The organism is Arthrobacter sp. 05N429, assembly GCF_056397045.1.
The window spans coordinates 77,530-94,120 of the sequence record NZ_JBFTMQ010000014.1 but is presented as its reverse complement, the minus strand read 5'-3'; the positions used below and the strand labels follow the sequence as shown (position 1 = coordinate 94,120).

Sequence of the window (16,591 nt, the reverse complement as noted above, 5' to 3'; positions counted from 1 at the left end):
GGCACCGGCGTCGAGCTCCTGATCCCGGACTTCTCCGGCAAGCCCGAGCACATCGAGGCGATCTGCGACTCCAAGCCCGAGGTCTTCGCCCACAACGTCGAGACCGTGCCGCGGATCTTCAAGCGGATCCGTCCGGCGTTCCGCTACGAGCGCTCCCTGGATGTCATCACCCAGGGCCGCAAGCTCGGCATGGTGACCAAGTCCAACCTGATCCTGGGCATGGGCGAGACCCGCGAGGAAATCTCCGAAGCGCTCCGGGACCTGCACGAGGCCGGCTGCGACCTGATCACCATCACCCAGTACCTGCGCCCGTCCGAACGGCACCTTCCGGTGGACCGCTGGGTCAAGCCGCAGGAGTTCGTTGACCTGCAGCAGGAAGCCGACGAGATCGGTTTCCTCGGTGTCATGTCCGGACCGCTGGTGCGTTCCTCCTACCGCGCCGGACGGCTGTGGGCCACCGCGATGCGTAAGAAGGGCTGGGAAATCCCGGCCCAGCTCGCCCACATCGAAAGCTCCGGCAGCACCCGCCAGGAAGCCAGCTCACTGCTCGCGGCGCACTCCTGAATCCAGCTGTAACGATTGCGGCGCAGGGCCGGCACCGGATTAATTCGGCGTCCGGCCCTTCGCCGTCCATCACGTAGAATTAAGGCACTATGGCGACTTCCCCTGATTCCAGCAACTCCACACCGGCTTCTGATGCTCCGAAGCGCGGCCTCTTTTCCCGCAAGCCCAAGGCTGCCAAGGTCAAGAAGCCGAGCCGCCTGAAGCAGATTGGCGAGGTCTTCCAGATGACCCGCCAGCACGATCCGATGGTTCCATGGCTGATGCTGCTGGCGTTCCTCGGTGTCGTCGCCGTCAGCTTCGGCGTCGGCTTCGTGCTGGAGAACTGGATCACCGGCCTGATCATCGGTATCCCGCTGGGCATCCTGGCCGCCACCCTGATCCTGTCCCGCCGCGCCGAGCGCGCCGCTTTCGCACGGATTGAAAACCAGCCCGGCGCGTCCGGCGCTGCGCTGGGCACGCTCAAGCGCGGCTGGATCGTCGAAGAGCAGCCCGTCGCGGTGAACCCCCGCACCCAGGACGCCGTCTTCCGCGCCATCGGCCGCCCCGGCGTCGTGCTTGTCAGCGAAGGCCCCACCACGCGCGTCAAGCCGCTGCTCGACGCCGAACGCAAGCGCCTCGCCCGCATCCTGCCCAACGTCACCATCCACGTGATCGAAACCGGCCGCGGCGAAGGCCAGGTTCCGATCAGCCAGGTCGCCAAGAAGATGACCAAGATGAAGAACGAACTGACCAAGCTCGAGGTCAGCACCGTCTCCAAGCGCATCTCCTCGCTCGGAAGCCGCCTGCCCATCCCCAAGGGCATCGATCCCTACAAAGCCCGCCCGGACCGCAAAGCCGCCCGCGGACGCTAGGCCACACGCCAGACGCAAGGGACGCCCCGGTAACCGCCTTTCAGGCCGGCAGCCGGGGCGTTTCCTTTGCCCCACGACCTCTTATACGTCCCTCGGACAGAACCGGAGACTCCACTATGAAACTGCCTTCCACCACTGCCATGATCCGTATTTTCCGGGTCCTTGCGATCGCCGAGGCCTTCAGCTGGGCCGCGCTGCTGGTGGGCATGTTCCTCAAATGGGTCACCCGGACCACGGAACTGGGAGTGGAAATCGCGGGGCCGATCCACGGGGCACTCTTCATCGGCTACGGGATTGCAGCACTGAGCCTGTGGGGCGTGCAGCGCTGGCCGTTCCGGGTGGCGCTGTTCGCCGGGCTCTCCGCGGTGGTCCCTTTCGCCACCGTCTGGTTCGAGCGCTGGGCCGGCCATCATGGCTACCTGACGGTGAAAGCGGGACAGGATGCTTCGGTCGCGGCGCAGGAGACGGCCGAGGTCTAGCCGCGGTCGACTTCGCCGTCCTGGCAGGCGATACGTCGGGGTTGCGGCACACCGAACACGTCCATCTGACGCAAATGGCCGCCAACCGGGGAGGTTTGGCGGCCATTCGTGGCAAACGGACGAGGGATCGCCACGACCCAGGCAATCTCGCGGCGCCCACCTGACGCAAATGGCCGCCAACCGAAGAGGTCTAGCGGCCATTCGTGGCAAACGGCGGCGTGGGAGGCCTCGGAGCTGGGCCCGCCGCCGGACACCGGCAGGAGCTACATCCGGACGAGCACCGTGTTCATGGCCTTGTCGTGTATTCCACGGTGGTCCGGGTCGAAGATGACGGCGGGGATCACGAGGCACAGCAGCACGCTGCGGACCAGGGCCGGAACCGGACCGGCAGGGCCGCCGCCGAGCCGGACGACGTGGATCCCCATGATGCGGTGGCCGATGCTGTAGCCCAGCGTGCCGACCAGCAGCGCCTGCTCGACCGCGAACACGGCCAGGGTTGCCCACGGGTTGCCGTCGAACGCGTAGTTGCTGATCAGCAGCGCGATTGCCCAGTCAATGCAGATGGCGACGATGCGCCGGCCGGCTCGGGCAATGGACCCGGGTCCGGACTCGGGCAGGCCCAGCCGCTCCCCCGGGTACTTCGAGATGCCGGACGTGTCCGGCCCGCTGAGCCATGAGCCTATGTCTTTACGATCAACCACCCTCCAAGACTATCGGCAATGCGGGGCCTCCCTGCGCTGTTCAGAGTGTGGACATCCAGGGGCCACACTCTGGTCACGGATAGGCCACGTTGTGGACAACGACTACCGTTTACATGTCAGGGCATTCTGTAACCTGCCGGAAACAAAGCGGACACCATGGGGAAATCCCGTGTCCTTAGGGTGGTAACAGTTGCTAGCGGCATAGGAGCGGGGCAGACCTTTGTGTTTTCCCCGCTGTCGGACTGCGCTGGACCACATGGCCTGACGGCCAGATCTTTCACATGCATAAGGAGCATAGATGTTCAAGACTGCGGACGAAGTCCTCAAGTTCATCAAAGACGAAGACGTTAAGTTCGTCGATATTCGCTTCACCGATCTCCCTGGCGTTCAGCAGCACTTCAACGTGCCCGCCAAGAGCGTTGACGCGGACTTCTTCGTCAACGGCCAGCTCTTCGACGGATCTTCGATCCGCGGCTTCCAGGGCATCGCCGAGTCGGACATGCAGCTCATCCCGGACGTTACGACCGCGTTCCTCGACACGTTCCGCATGGAGAAGACCCTTGCGTTGAACTTCTCGATCGTGAACCCGCGCACCGGTGACCCGTACCACCGCGATCCCCGCGGCGTGGCCGAAAAGGCAGAGGCCTACCTGGCTTCCACCGGCATCGCCGACACCGCATTCTTTGCACCCGAGGCCGAGTTCTTCGTCTTCGACAACGTCCAGTACCAGTCCTCCCCGCAGGGCAGCTTCTACAAGATCGACTCCGAGGAAGCCCACTGGAACACCGGCCGCGAAGAAGAGGGTGGAAACCTCGGGTACAAGACCCCGGTCAAGGGCGGTTACTTCCCGGTCTCCCCCACCGACAAGCAGGCCGACCTGCGCGACGCCATGTGCATCGCCTTGGACGAGGCCGGCCTTGAGGTCGAGCGCAGCCACCACGAGGTCGGTTCCGCCGGCCAGGCCGAGATCAACTACAAGTTCACCACGCTGACCCACGCGGCTGATGACCTGCAGAAGTTCAAGTACGTCATCAAGAACACCGCCGATGCCTGGGGCAAGTCGGTCACCTTCATGCCGAAGCCGGTCTTCGGTGACAACGGCTCCGGCATGCACTGCCACCAGTCACTGTGGAACGGTGGCGAGCCGCTGTTCTACGACGAAAAGGGTTACGCCGGCCTCTCCGACATGGCCCGCTGGTACATCGGCGGCCTGCTGAAGCACTCCTCGGCCGTGCTGGCTTTCACCAACCCGACGGTGAACTCCTACCGCCGCCTGGTCAAGGGCTTCGAAGCCCCGGTCAACATGGTTTACTCGCAGGGCAACCGCTCCGCCGGTATCCGCATCCCGATCACGGGCTCCAACCCGAAGGCCAAGCGCATCGAGTTCCGCGCTCCGGACCCCTCCTCCAACCCGTACCTGGCCTTCGCGGCCCAGCTGATGGCCGGCATTGACGGCATCCGCAACCGCATCGAACCGCCGGCTCCGATCGACAAGGACCTCTACGAGCTCCCCGCTGAGGAAGCCAAGGACATCCCCAAGGCTCCCGGCACGCTCGAAGAGGCACTGGATGCCCTGGCCGAGGACAACGAGTTCCTCCAGGCCGGCGGCGTCTTCACCCAGGACCTCATCGACACCTGGATCGAGTACAAGTACGAGAACGAGATTCGTCCGCTCTCGCTGCGCCCGAACCCGTACGAGTTCGAGCTGTACTACGGCGTCTAATCGACCAAGAATAACGACGGCGGCCCCCACCTTTCCGGTGGGGGCCGCCGTCGTTAACGGGCCTCGCCAGCAGGGCGCCGCTCAGCGTTTTCCGTACTTCTTGTGGACGGCCTGCTTGCTCACGCCCAGGCACGCGGCAATGGCCTCCCAGGACAGGCCGGCCTGGCGGGCACGCAGCACGGCCTCAGTTTCGGTACGCGCCACTTCCTTGCGCAGCTCAGACACCGCGTAGAGCGCCTCGGCCGGGCTCTTGCCGTCCATCGACCCGATCAGTGTTTCCATCAGAAACCTCCTGGCGTCAACCTTAGATGACGCCGCCGGCGTCGTCAATGAATGTTGACGGCACCCTGCCGCGGGCAGGTAGAACAGTTCAGAAGGGCCGGTACATGGTCCTCTGCGGGTCGGCGTCACCGCCGAGGTACCGTCCGCGGTCCTCGAAGCCCGCCTTGCGGTAGGCGGCCTGCCCGGCGGGGTTTTCTTCGTTGACGGAGAGCACGACGCCGGTCTGCTCTCCGCCGAGGGCGGCGGTGAGTTTCGCGGCTGCCTGCACGGCGGCGTCGGCCGCCAGGGCACCGAGGCCCCTGCCCTGAAGCCGGCGGTCGATCAGGAAGCCGCGGAGCAGCCAGACCGAGTCGTCGTCGGGCCAGCCGGCCAGCGTCGCGGCTCCGGTCTGCAGCGTCAGCACGCCAACTGCGGCGCCGTTGGCGTCAATGGCGATGGGGTGACGGGATTCCTCTTCCAGCCCGATGAGCATCATCCGCAGCGGCTCGCCGACGAACGGTCGTTGCTCCTCAGTGACCGAAAGTTCGGCGATCTCCCCCAGTTTGATGGCACGCGCGTCGTCGTCGAGGTTCTTCAGCGGCAGCAGCCACACATGTTCAGGCATGACAGAAGCGTACCCAAGCCGGCGGGCTATCCCCGCCGTTGGCTGGACCGAACCGGTCAGAGCGCCGCGTCCTTCGGCGGTCCGGCGGGGTCCATCCAGAAGACTTCCCAGAGGTGGCCGTCCGGGTCCTGGAAGCTGTGGGTATACATAAAGCCGAAGTCCTGCGCTTCCTGTGACGGTGAGCCGCCGGCGGTGAGTGCCTTCCGGACGAGCTCGTCGACTGCCTCGCGGCTGTCCAGGGAGAAGGACATGATCACCTCGGCGGCCGCGGAAACCTCCGCTACGGTCTTCGACGTGAAGGTCTTGAAGTACGCCTCGACCAGCAGCATTACGAACGCGTCGTCGTTGACGATCATGCACGTGGCGTTCTCATCGGTGAAGTCAGGATTGAAGGAGAACCCCAACGCGGTGAAGAACTCCACCGTCTTGTCGAGGTCCTTGACGGGGAGGTTCACAAACAGTTGTCTGGCCATCCGGCTAAGGTAGCACCGCGTCCGTGGAGTGTCAGCCCCCGGACGCTCCCGCCAGTTCCGGGCGGGAGGGCGGCACGGCGCTCACTGGCCGTAGAAGACCCGTTCGAACACGCCCCGGGCCCGCCGGCTCAGCCTCAGGTAGTCCTCCTCAAGCGCCGCGGCGTTGCCCTGGCCGTAGCCGCACCAGCGGGCGACCGCTTCCAGGTCCCGGCGGGACGACGGCAGGACATCCGACGCCCGCCCGGTCCAGACCACGTTGGCCGAGCGGATCCGGCTCGCGAGCCGCCAGGCCCGTAGCAGAATGACGACGTCGCCTGCTTCGAGGAGTCCGACGGCGGCAGCGCCCTCGAGTGCCTCCACGGTGGACGTGGTCCGCAGCCCGGGGTGGCGTCCGGCGTGCTGCAACTGGAGCAGCTGGGCCAGCCATTCGACGTCGCTCAGGCCGCCGCGGCCCAGTTTCAGGTGCCGGGCGGGGTCCGCGCCGCGCGGCAGCCGTTCCGCCTCAACCCGTGCCTTCACCCGGCGGACCTCCCGCACGTCCTGCTCAGAGATCGTCTCGGGGTAGCGGATCGGGTCGATCAGCGCCACGTAGTCCGCGGCCAGCTCGTCGTCGCCTGCCATGGGCCGGGCCCGCAGCAGTGCCTGCGCCTCCCACACGAGAGACCAGCGGCGGTAGTACTCGGCATAGGATTCCAGCGACCGCACCATCGGGCCGCTCTTGCCCTCAGGCCGCAGGTCGGCGTCGACCATCAGGACGCGCTCGGCGAGGATGGCGGGCTTGAGCGGCTGGGTCAGCAGGTTCGAGAGCCGGCTCACGATCTGCAGTGCCTGCTGCTGGGCCTCGTCCTCGGGGACGCCGGGCAGTCCGCGGTGCACATACATGACGTCGGCGTCGGAGCCGTAGCCGATCTCCCGGCCGCCCTGCCGCCCCATGGCGACCACCAGCACGTGGGTCTTGAGCGGCTCCACGGCGGTGACAACGTTTTCCGCGACGCGCAGGGCGCCCAGGACCGCGGCGCGGTCGGTGTCGGCCAGCGCCGCGCCCACCTGGTCCTGGTCCAGCAGCCCGGCGCTGTCCGCGATCGCAATCCGCAGGATCTCGCGGCGCCGGATCAGCCGGATCAGGCGCATCGCATTTTCCGGTTCGGCGTGGCGGGACATCTTGGAGACGATCTCCAGCCATTGCGCCTCAAACGTCAGCGGCACCAGTTCCTTATCCGAACCGAGCCAGGCCACGGATTCAGGCGAAACCTCCAGAAGGTCCGCGATCAGCCGGGAGTTGGACAACACGTGGCATAGCCGTTCGGCCGCCGCCGTCGAGTCCCGCAGCATACCGAGATACCAGTGCGTGGTGCCCAGCGCTTCACTGACGCGGCGGAAGGCCAGCAGGCCGGCGTCGGGGTCCACGCCCTCCGCGAGCCAGCCGAGCAGGATCGGCAGGAGCTGGCGCTGGAGCGCGGCACGGCGGCTGACGCCGCCGGTGAGCGCTTCGATGTGCCGCATCGCGCCGCTCGGGTCGAGGTAGCCCAGGGCTGCGAGGCGGCCCTGTGCCGCTTCCGGGCTCAGCCTGGCTTCCTCGCTGCTGAGCGCCGCCGCGGTGTTCAGCAGCGGGCGGTAGAAGATGCGTTCGTGCAGTTCGCGGACGGAGCGTTTGGTCTTGCGCCAGGCCTCGGCCAGGGCGTCAGGTTTGGGCCGTTCGCTGGAGAACGGCCCCAGCACCGCTTTGGCCAGCGCCCGCAGCGAGGCGTCTTTGACCGGCATGAGATGGGTCCGGCGCAGCTGGAAGAGCTGGATCCGGTGTTCGAGGAGCCGGAGGTAGCGGTAGTCGCGGTCGAATTCGGCGGCGTCGGAGCGGCCGATATAGCCGCCGGCGGACAGTGCGGCAATCGCCGAGGTGGTGTCGCGGCAGCGCAGGGTTTCGTCGGATTTCCCGTGCACCAGCTGCAGCAGCTGGACGGTGAATTCGACGTCGCGCAGTCCCCCGCGGCCCAGCTTGATCTGCCGCTGTTCCTCGTCGGCGGGGATGTGTTCGGTGACCCGGCGGCGCATGGAGCGGACGGACTCCACGAAGCCTTCCCGGCCGGCGGAGGACCAGATCAGCGGCGCGACCGCGGCCTCGTACCGGGCTCCCAGCTCGGTGTCCCCGGCGATGGTCCGGGCCTTGAGCAGGGCCTGGAACTCCCAGCTCTCGGCCCAACGGGCGTAATAGCTCTGGTGCGAGGCGAGGGTCCTGACCAGCGGCCCGGACTTGCCCTCCGGGCGCAGGTTGGCGTCGACCTCCCACAGCCCGGGTTCGCGGCCGATGGACATGATCGCCCGGGAAATGCCGGAGGCAAGGGCGGTGCCGATCGTGTTGGCGCGCGGATCGTCGAGCTCGCCGGATTCGATCACGTAGATGACGTCGACGTCGGAAATATAGTTCAGTTCGCGCGCGCCGCACTTGCCCATACCGATCACGGCCAGCCCGACGTCGGCCACCTCGGTGGCGCTGAAGTGCTCGGCGGCCTCGGCCCGGGAGACCGCCAGGGCCGCCTCGATCGCGGCGCCGGCGAGATCGGCGAGTTCTGCACCCGCGGCGGGCATGAAGTCCAGGGGGTCGGCGGCGCAGAGGTCTTTGATGGCCAGCTCGACGAGCCCGCGCCGGTACTCCGTGCGGAGCGCCTCGTAGCCCTCCTGCCCGGTCAAGGCCGCGACCGGCCGGCCCGATTTCGGATCGGCCCGCACGGACTGCAGCAGCCTGGCGCGCAGGACCGCGGCGTCCGCGGCGCGCGGTTCCGGACTGGCCGTCACCTCAAAGGCGTCAAGGTGTTCGGGGTGGCGGATCAGGAACTCGCCCAGCGCCTCGGAGGCCCCGAGCACCCGGTACAGCGGCTCGCTGCGTTCGGGCTCCGCGGCCGCGAGCTTGCGCAGGTCCGGGTGCTTCTCGATCAGCCGGACCAGGGACTGCAGCGCCGTGTCCGGGTTCGCGGCCAGCTGCAGTCCGGCGAACAGGACTTCCTGGTCCAGGCCCTCCAGTTCGGGGGCGGCAAGGAACCGTTCGCCCTTCTCCAGGTCGCTGAAACCGGCGGCGATGAGGCGTCGTGCCAGGCTCACCCGGGGCGCCTAAAGGATGCCGAGGTTGCGCTGCAGCTCGTAGGGCGTGACCTGGAGGCGGTAGTCCTGCCACTCGGCCCGCTTGTTGCGCAGGAAGTGCTCAAACACCTGCTCGCCGAGGATCTGCGGCATGAGTTCGGAGTCCTCCATGGTGCGGATGGCGTCGTGCAGGCTGGCCGGGAGCGGGTCGTGGCCCATCGCGCGGCGCTCGGCCGAGCTCAGCGACCAGATGTCGTCCTCGGCGGCGGCGGGGAGCTGGTAGCCCTCCTCGATGCCCTTGAGCCCGGCGCCCAGCAGCACGGCGTAGGCCAGGTAGGGGTTGGCCGCCGAGTCGATGCCGCGGTACTCGATGCGGGCGGACTGGCCTTTGCCGGGCTTGTACAGCGGGACGCGGACCAGGGCGGAGCGGTTGTTGTGGCCCCAGCTCAGGTAGCTGGGGGCTTCTCCCCCGCCCCAAAGCCGCTTGTAGGAGTTCACGAACTGGTTGGTGACGGCGGTGAACTCCGGGGCGTGCTTGAGGATGCCGGCGATGAACTGCCGTGCTGTCTCGGAAAGCTGGAACTCGGCACCGGCCTCGTAGAAGGCGTTGGTGTCGCCCTCGAAGAGCGAGAAGTGCGTGTGCATGCCGGAGCCCGGGTGGGCCGTGAACGGCTTCGGCATAAAGGTGGCGTAGGTGCCCTGCTGCAGCGCGACCTCTTTGATCACGGTGCGGAACGTCATGATGTTGTCGGCGGTCTGCAGCGCGTCCGCGTAGCGCAGGTCGATTTCGTTCTGGCCGGGCCCGGCTTCGTGGTGGCTGAACTCCACGGAGATGCCGACCGATTCGAGCATGGTGACGGCGGTGCGGCGGAAGTCCTGGGCGACGCCGCCCGGGACGTGGTCGAAGTAGCCTCCCTCATCCACGGGCACCGGGGCGCCGTCGGGGCCCGGATGCTGGGACTTCAGCAGGTAGAACTCGATCTCGGGGTGGGTGTAGCAGGTGAAGCCCATGTCCGCGGCTTTGGCCAGGTTGCGCTTGAGGACGTTGCGCGGATCCGCGGCGGAGGGTTCGCCGTCGGGGGTCAGGATGTCGCAGAACATCCGGGACGTCGCTTCCGTCTCGCCGCGCCAGGGCAGGATTTGGAAGGTGGCGGGATCCGGCTGGGCCAGCATGTCGGATTCGAATACCCGGGCGAGGCCCTCGATCGAGGAGCCGTCAAAGCCCAGGCCTTCCTCGAAGGCGCCTTCAACCTCGGCCGGGGCAAGCGCGACGGACTTCAGCGAGCCCACGACGTCGGTAAACCACAGCCGTACGAACCGCACGTCGCGCTCTTCGATTGTCCGCAGGACAAACTCTTGCTGGCGGTCCATAGTGGCCTCTTTCCGGGTTCAACGTCCGTGCCCGGGCCCCTCCTGACTCCCGCCAGGCATGGGTCCCGCAGCTGCTCAGGATTCACTTTACTAATCATTGCCATCGATTGCTGGAGCCGCCGACTCACGTAACACAGCGTTAACATAACGCTCCGGGATCCGATGGCTGGAAGCCTGCGCCGGGGACCCCTGTGCGGAGGCGGTTCACCCGGCGGTGTGATGTGATTCACCGGCCCGGCGTCCGGGACCCGGTAGCTAGGACGCGCGGTATCGCACTACGCTCGTGCTATGGCCACAAGCAAAAGCCCCGATTCCAGCATGCCCGCAACCGAAGTTGCTGCACCCTACGGCAACGGTCCTTCGGCCGCCGGCCCCGCGCAGCAGGCCGGTGCGGCGTCGGAGTCTGGCGCGGTGCCCGGCGGGCGGAAGCCGGTGGCGAAGATCCGCACCCACCACCTGCACCAGGCGAAGCTCAATGGTGAGCGGTTTGCCATGCTGACGGCTTACGACCAGTACACGGCCGAAATCTTCGACCAGGCCGGCATCGAGGTCCTCCTCGTCGGCGACTCGGCCTCGAACAATGTGTTCGGCAACGAAACCAGCCTGCCCGTCACCGTGGACGAACTGCTCCCGCTGTGCCGCGCCGTCACCCGTTCGGCCAGGCGCGCCCTGGTGGTGGCCGACCTGCCCTTCGGCAGCTACGAGGTCTCCGCCCAGCAGGCCGTGGCCACCGGTGTGCGGTTCCTCAAGGAGGGGCTCGCCCATGCGGTCAAGATCGAGGGCGGCAAGTTCTATGCGGAGACGGTCCGGGCCATGGTCCAGGCCGGGATTCCCGTGATGGCGCATATCGGTTTCACCCCGCAGAGTGAGCACGCCCTCGGCGGCTACCGGGTCCAGGGCCGCGGCGATGACGCCCAGCGGCTGATCGACGACGCCGTCGCCCTGGCCGACGCCGGCGCGTTCTGCGTGCTGATGGAAATGGTTCCGGCGGAGACGGCGGCGGCCGTGGACGCCGCCGTCGAGGTCCCCACCGTCGGCATCGGAGCCGGCAACGCGACCACCGGACAGGTGCTGGTGTGGCAGGACATGGCCGGCCTGCGCGGCGGCAGAATGGCCAAGTTCGTCCGGCAGTACGCGGACCTGCGCACCTCTCTCAGCGACGCCGCGAAGGCCTACGGCGAAGACGTGCGCTCCGGCCAGTTCCCCGGCCCCGAGCACTCCTTCTAGGCGATTTCGCGGGCTCACCTCCCAGCCGCCACGACGGGCGGGCGTGGTCACCTCATCCTTTTCGAACGATGCGGAGTCCTGCCATGACGGGCAGTCTGGCCATTAAGGGCCTGCATCGGGCCCCGGCAGATGTTCCGCCATCCCGGCCTGTTTCGTGCGCGAAGCGACGGGCCGGACACCGGCGGGCACTAGTGGAGGAGTAGCCATGGGCTCAATTGCGACTGACTTCTGGGACGTCCTGCTGTGGAGTTTCTGGTTCTTTATCTGGATTGCGGCCCTGATGGTGTGGTTCCGTTGCCTGTTCGACCTGTTCGGCGACCACACGCTCAGCGGCTGGGGCAAGGCCGGCTGGTCGATCCTGCTGATCTTTGTCCCCTGGCTCGGAGCGCTCATCTACCTGATCGCCCGGGGCCGCAGCATGACCGAGCGGCAGATGAAGGCAATAGCCGCACAACAGGCCGCCCAGCAGGAGTACATCCAGCAGGTCGCCGGCAAGTCAGCGTCCCCGTCCAGCCAGATCTCAGACGCCAAGGAACTGCTCGACTCCGGAGCCATCAACCAGGCCGAGTTCGACTCCCTCAAGGCAAAGGCCATGGCCTGATCTGACCTGCCAAGGGGCTGCGCCGCGATCCGCCGTGCGTTCATGAGAGTCACGTGGCTCGGCCACTCCTCGGTGGTCCTGGAGCTGGACGGGGTCAGGGTCCTGACCGACCCGCTGCTGCGTCCCCATGCCGGGTTGCTGCGGCGTCTGGCGCCCCGGCCGGACCCGGCGTCCTGGAGCAGGCCCGACGTCGTGCTCCTCTCACACCTGCATCACGACCACGCCGAGCTGCGCTCCCTCCGCATGCTGCCCGGAGCAACCCTGATGAGCGACCCGGCGAACGTCGCCTGGTTACGACGACGGCGGCTGCCGAACGCTGTTCCGCTGGGGGACTCCTGGACCGCGGTAGGCAACATGACCGGCACGATCCAGGTGCGCCAGGTGCCTGCCGACCACCGGCAGCGCCCCATGCCGCACCGTCCCAACGCCGCCAACGGCCAGCTGGTCCGGGGCGCATCGGTTACTGCCTGGATCGCCGGCGACACGGGGCTGTTTCCGGAGATGGCCGCGATCCCCGCGATGGCGGGCGGCCCTATCGATGTTGCGCTGGTGCCGGTCTGGGGATGGGGGCCGAGGCTCTCGGCCGGCCACCTGACCCCGGAGACGGCCGCACGGGCCGCCGCCTTAAGCGGCGCCCGGTTCGCCATACCCGTGCATTGGGGAACCCTGCACCCGCCGTTTGTCACACACTTCGCCCGGAGCTGGCTTGAGCTGCCCGGACGCCGGTTTGCCAATGCCGTAGCGGAGCAGGCGCCCGGCTGCACGGCCGTCGTCCTTGCCCCTGGCCAGTCATGGGTTGCCCCCGCGTGAGCTCAAAGCCTTGACCGGCGTCAACACGCGTGTACTCCTTAGGGCGGGGCATCCCGCACCATGGCGCGCTGGCCACAGGACTCAAGCATCGCCACCAGCACGCGGTGGAGCTCATCGGCGCCCTCGATCCGCTCCGGCAGCCCTGCCATTAGATCCGCCGGGCCCAGCAGCACCGCACGGTCCTGCCAGCCGCCGAGGCCCCCGTGGGATCCGACCAGGCCCTCGAACGCAGCGACGTCGTTGGTCATCGGATCGACCGTGCTGTTGACGTAAAGGTCCGGCGCCTCGGGCTGCCGGAGGGCACGCAGCAGCACCCGCGGGGCGTGGAACCCGAAGGCTGCCAGCGGATCCGTCCCCTCCACGTCCCCGCTGCCGATGTTGCGGCGCCCGCTGCTCCCGACCGCCCATGCCCGGCCTTCCTCATCGATGCCGGCGACGAATCCGATTCCGGGATGGCCGGCCAGGCCGGGCACCAGGGCTGGCCATTCCTTCTCAAGGCCCTGGAGCGTCCAGCGCCGGTCACCCCGCACGTAGACCAGGCCCAGGTTGCCGGAGCCCAGCACCACGACCGGCTCCTCGGCGCCGTCCCCGGGCGCCGACGTCTGGGTATGCTGCGCCTTGGCCAGCCCCTCACCGGCTCGGACGGCGAGTTTCCCGGTCAAACCTCCAGCCGCGATGTCGCCCGCGATGGAGTCCGCGCGCCCCAGCCCTTCGACGGACGCGTCAACATTTTGCACGGTCTCCTTCATGAGTTCCGCACAGAGGTCGCCGAGCGTCTGGCCATACCGGTCGGCGAACGGCGTGCCCTGGGACTGGCCGTGGTCCGAGAGCACCACCAGCCGGTAGCGGCGCGCAGCAGAACCGGCGAGCTGGGCCAAGGACCCCAGCGTGCGGTCCAGGCCGTCCAGGGAGGCGAGTGACTCGGGCCTGAACATGCCTGCGTGATGGGCGATCTCGTCATAGTCAACGTAGTCGACGTAGATGCTTCTCGTGCCACGATGCAGCTCCTCTGCCACCAGGGCCGTGTTCAGGTCACGCAGGAGACCGTTGGTAACGGCCCGCAGCAGGGCAAAGGTCCAGTCCCGGTGCACCCGCGGATCGAGGTCACGCTTGACCTGCCGTCGGGCCTGCCACCGCTCCTTGAGGATCTCCCCGACCGTCCGGGTAAAGCTGCGCATGAACCCGTTCGGCGAGGTGAAAAACCAGGCGAAGGCACGTCGGGTTTGAGTGGAGCCGCGCCGGACCTCCACCCGGCTCATCGTCAGCAGGGACCTGGCCGCGTCACCGGTGAACAGGTTCGAGATGGAGACGCCGTCGTCGCACAACAGGCCGCGGCCGTTGCTGTGCCGGTCCTCGATCACCCGGGCGTCTGCCGGACGGTTCGCCACGAGGACCTTGTTGAGCTCACGGTCGTACCACCGGAAGGCGGGGATCCCGTCAACTGTGCCGTGCAGAATGCCCATCTGGCTGGCCGGCGTGGTGCATGGCAGCTGGGGAGTCCATTCGCGGAGCATGTAATCGCCCGAGCCAAGCCAGCGCCGGATGTGGGGCACTCCCCCCGACTGGACCGCCCACTGAAGGACCGGGAAGGGGACACCGTCGAGCTGCACGAACAGGACGCCGTCGACCTCCGGATCAGTCAGCTCTGGTTGCCGGCGTTTTCTGCCGGCCAACGAGGTAATTAGGCCGTCATCAGTTCCGGCCGTGGTGGTCCACGAGAGGAGCGTGCCCACGGCGGCACTGACCCAGGTGGCGACAAAGGCGGTCCACGGCGTCGATTCAATGCCGGGCACCAGGCGGATGGCGGCGTACATGATCAGGGCCTGCCCCAGCAGGGCGGCAAGCAGTACGGCCAGCCAGCCCACCCTGGCCGAGATTTCCACGAGCAGGGGCCGGAAAACCAGTCCGACAATGCCGGCCGCCGCCGCCACGGCGGCGTAATCCCACCAGCTCGTTGCAGAGAACCCCGGCACCAGCGCGCCGGTGACGATGAGTGCCACGGTCGAGGCAGCCCAGGCGGCTGCCAGCCTGGCCAGGTCGGTGATTCGGACGCCGCGGCTGCGGGTGACGCTCGTCGGCATTTCCCCAGTATGGCCGGGCGTCACCGGCGGGCCCTCATCCGCACCGGGTGAGAAAATCAGTCCCCGTGGACCAAGAGGGTTTCCAGCTGCCTGCGAAGCGGCAGGACGTCGACAGGCCCCTCGGTGTTGACCTCCAGGACCGGCGCCAGCCCCAGTGGACCCGCCTGCCGGGCCCACCGGGACCAAAGCTCGTCGTCGTCGTGCGCGGCGTGGTGCACGGGATGCCGTTCGCGGTTCCGGCAGCGTTGCCTCGCCGTGGCCGGATGCAGCACACACCAGACTTCTGCCGCCGCCGTCCCGCCGGCGTTCCGGAGATCGGCGCGCAGATACTCCAGGTCCCGGGGTGCGAACCAGAAGGATTCGACGACGGCCGGCCCCGATGCGGCGGCGATCCCCGCCCACATGAGCTCCAGCGCACGGCGCCCCAGTGCGGTCGATTCCGCCGCGCCGGGCGGCCGGGGGCTGTCCCACAAGCCCTCTTTGCAGGCGTCCTTGGAGAACAGCGGCAGCTCCAGCGCGGCCGACAGTTCACGGGCGAGGGTCGTCTTGCCGGACCCCGGCAGCCCGTTGACCAGGATCAGTCCGTTCATCCGCCGGTGCTAATCGTCCTCGTCGCCCTTTTCCCAGGTTTCGTTGCGGGCCTTGACCTTCTCCAGGGCGTGTTCGGCTTCTTCGCGCGTCTTGTAGGGGCCAATCAGCTGGCTCCAGTCGGACATTGCGTCCTCTTCGACCTCGTGGGTGTTGACGTTGTACCAGTACTCCGGCATCGATGCTCCTTACGCTGATGATTCTTGGCGTTTGTTTATCTGCCTCCGGCATCGCCTTATATGATCAATCTATGCCTTCTCTAGCCTCGACTGCACCCATCGGCACCCTGGTCCCGGGAACGGTCAGCCCGCAACTCCCCGTTCCGGCGTCGATCCCCCGCCCCGAATACGTGGGCAAGCCCGGACCGGCCAAGTTCACCGGCTCCGAGGTCAAGACGGCTGAGACCATCGAGAAGATCCGCACCGCTTCGAGGATTGCCGCCCAGGCGATCGTTGAGGTCGGCAAGCACATCGAGCCCGGCGTCACCACTGACCAGCTGGACCGGGTGGGCCATGAGTTCCTGCTCGACCACAATGCGTACCCTTCCACCCTCGGCTACCGGGGTTTCCCCAAATCCCTGTGCTCGTCCTTGAACGAAGTCATCTGCCACGGCATCCCGGACACCACCGTGGTCCGGGACGGGGACATCCTTAACATCGACATCACGGCCTTCATCGGCGGCGTGCACGGGGACACCAACTACACCTTCCTGGTCGGCGACGTCGACGAGGAATCCCGGCTGCTCGTCGAGCGCACGCAGGAGTCCCTGAACCGCGCCATCCGCGCCGTGGCACCGGGCCGCGAAATCAACGTGATCGGCCGCACCATCGAGTCCTACGCCAAGCGCTTCGGCTACGGTGTCGTCCGCGACTTCACGGGCCACGGCGTCGGCGAAGCGTTCCACACCGGCCTGATCATCCCCCACTACGATGCCGCGCCCGCGTACAACACGGTCATTGAGACCGGCATGGTCTTCACGATCGAGCCCATGCTGACGCTCGGCACCGTGGACTGGGATATGTGGTCCGACGACTGGACCGTCGTCACCCGTGACCGCAAACGCACCGCGCAGTTCGAGCACACCCTGCTTGTCACGGAGTCCGGCGCCGAAGTCCTGACCCTGCCCTGATTCCCGCCCCACCAGAAGATTCCGGTCTTCACCCG

Annotated in this window: 17 protein-coding genes; 8 read left to right on the top strand and 9 right to left on the bottom strand. The window is 67.4% G+C overall.

The annotated features are described in order from the left end of the window. From AC1DF4_RS17510 to AC1DF4_RS17500, 3 genes are all read left to right on the top strand, one after another. Positions 1-564 (top strand): lipoyl synthase (locus tag AC1DF4_RS17510; RefSeq protein WP_476914065.1); only part of this gene is annotated, 564 nt, incomplete at its 5' end. 89 nt (positions 565-653) lie between these two features. Further along, positions 654-1,415, top strand: coding sequence for a DUF4191 domain-containing protein (locus tag AC1DF4_RS17505; protein ID WP_476914064.1), 762 nt, complete (start codon positions 654-656; stop codon positions 1,413-1,415). A 116-nt stretch (positions 1,416-1,531) separates the two neighbouring features. Then, positions 1,532-1,894, top strand: coding sequence for a DUF3817 domain-containing protein (locus AC1DF4_RS17500; RefSeq protein ID WP_476914063.1), 363 nt, complete (start codon positions 1,532-1,534; stop codon positions 1,892-1,894). Between the two features lie 263 nt (positions 1,895-2,157). Here AC1DF4_RS17500 and AC1DF4_RS17495 read toward each other — a convergent pair whose 3' ends face one another. Further along, positions 2,158-2,595 carry an RDD family protein gene (locus AC1DF4_RS17495; RefSeq protein ID WP_476914062.1) on the bottom strand — a complete coding sequence of 146 codons (438 nt, stop codon included), beginning with the start codon at positions 2,593-2,595 and terminating at the stop codon, positions 2,158-2,160. Between the two features lie 298 nt (positions 2,596-2,893). Here AC1DF4_RS17495 and glnA (AC1DF4_RS17490) point away from each other — a divergent pair, with 298 nt between their 5' ends. Then, positions 2,894-4,318: a type I glutamate--ammonia ligase gene (glnA, locus tag AC1DF4_RS17490; protein WP_224049282.1), complete on the top strand. Its 1,425-nt coding sequence runs from the start codon at positions 2,894-2,896 to the stop codon at positions 4,316-4,318. An 81-nt stretch (positions 4,319-4,399) separates the two neighbouring features. On the opposite strand, the gene AC1DF4_RS17485 is transcribed toward glnA (AC1DF4_RS17490), so the two are convergent. The 5 genes from AC1DF4_RS17485 to glnA (AC1DF4_RS17465) form a co-directional block, all read right to left on the bottom strand. Further along, on the bottom strand, positions 4,400-4,600 hold the full coding sequence (locus AC1DF4_RS17485; RefSeq protein ID WP_476914061.1) for an AsnC family protein: 201 nt from the start codon (positions 4,598-4,600) through the stop codon (positions 4,400-4,402). An 88-nt stretch (positions 4,601-4,688) separates the two neighbouring features. Then, positions 4,689-5,204 carry a GNAT family N-acetyltransferase gene (locus tag AC1DF4_RS17480; protein ID WP_476914060.1) on the bottom strand — a complete coding sequence of 172 codons (516 nt, stop codon included), beginning with the start codon at positions 5,202-5,204 and terminating at the stop codon, positions 4,689-4,691. Between the two features lie 56 nt (positions 5,205-5,260). After that, the gene (locus AC1DF4_RS17475) at positions 5,261-5,677 is read right to left on the bottom strand and encodes a VOC family protein (protein WP_476914059.1); all 417 of its coding nucleotides are present in this window, start codon (positions 5,675-5,677) and stop codon (positions 5,261-5,263) included. A gap of 81 nt (positions 5,678-5,758) precedes the next feature. Next, positions 5,759-8,770 (bottom strand): bifunctional [glutamine synthetase] adenylyltransferase/[glutamine synthetase]-adenylyl-L-tyrosine phosphorylase, encoded by a 3,012-nt coding sequence (locus AC1DF4_RS17470; protein WP_476914058.1) that lies wholly within the window; start codon positions 8,768-8,770, stop codon positions 5,759-5,761. Positions 8,771-8,779: 9 nt separating this feature from the next. Then, a complete protein-coding gene (gene glnA / locus AC1DF4_RS17465) occupies positions 8,780-10,120 on the bottom strand; it encodes a type I glutamate--ammonia ligase (protein WP_346926188.1) in 1,341 nt (446 codons plus the stop codon). Between the two features lie 288 nt (positions 10,121-10,408). Here glnA (AC1DF4_RS17465) and panB point away from each other — a divergent pair, with 288 nt between their 5' ends. The 3 genes from panB (at position 10,409) to AC1DF4_RS17450 (ending at position 12,758) form a co-directional block, all read left to right on the top strand. Then, entirely contained in the window at positions 10,409-11,347 is a 939-nt protein-coding gene (panB, locus tag AC1DF4_RS17460; protein WP_476914057.1) for a 3-methyl-2-oxobutanoate hydroxymethyltransferase, read from the top strand. Positions 11,348-11,552: 205 nt separating this feature from the next. Further along, positions 11,553-11,948 (top strand): PLDc N-terminal domain-containing protein, encoded by a 396-nt coding sequence (locus AC1DF4_RS17455; RefSeq protein WP_476914056.1) that lies wholly within the window; start codon positions 11,553-11,555, stop codon positions 11,946-11,948. Between the two features lie 42 nt (positions 11,949-11,990). Then, positions 11,991-12,758 carry an MBL fold metallo-hydrolase gene (locus AC1DF4_RS17450; protein WP_476914055.1) on the top strand — a complete coding sequence of 256 codons (768 nt, stop codon included), beginning with the start codon at positions 11,991-11,993 and terminating at the stop codon, positions 12,756-12,758. A gap of 38 nt (positions 12,759-12,796) precedes the next feature. Here AC1DF4_RS17450 and AC1DF4_RS17445 read toward each other — a convergent pair whose 3' ends face one another. From AC1DF4_RS17445 to AC1DF4_RS17435, 3 genes are read right to left on the bottom strand one after another with little or no spacing between them, the layout of a single operon-like run. Continuing rightward, on the bottom strand, positions 12,797-14,839 hold the full coding sequence (locus AC1DF4_RS17445) for a phage holin family protein (protein ID WP_476914054.1): 2,043 nt from the start codon (positions 14,837-14,839) through the stop codon (positions 12,797-12,799). Between the two features lie 56 nt (positions 14,840-14,895). Beyond that, complete coding sequence (locus tag AC1DF4_RS17440; protein WP_476914053.1) at positions 14,896-15,429, bottom strand: P-loop nucleotide/nucleoside kinase family protein; 534 nt, start codon at positions 15,427-15,429, stop codon at positions 14,896-14,898. 9 nt (positions 15,430-15,438) lie between these two features. Then, a complete protein-coding gene (locus tag AC1DF4_RS17435; RefSeq protein WP_346926194.1) occupies positions 15,439-15,606 on the bottom strand; it encodes an SPOR domain-containing protein in 168 nt (55 codons plus the stop codon). Positions 15,607-15,677: 71 nt separating this feature from the next. Here AC1DF4_RS17435 and map point away from each other — a divergent pair, with 71 nt between their 5' ends. After that, complete coding sequence (gene map, locus AC1DF4_RS17430; RefSeq protein ID WP_476914052.1) at positions 15,678-16,556, top strand: type I methionyl aminopeptidase; 879 nt, start codon at positions 15,678-15,680, stop codon at positions 16,554-16,556. Positions 16,557-16,591: the final 35 nt, after the last annotated feature.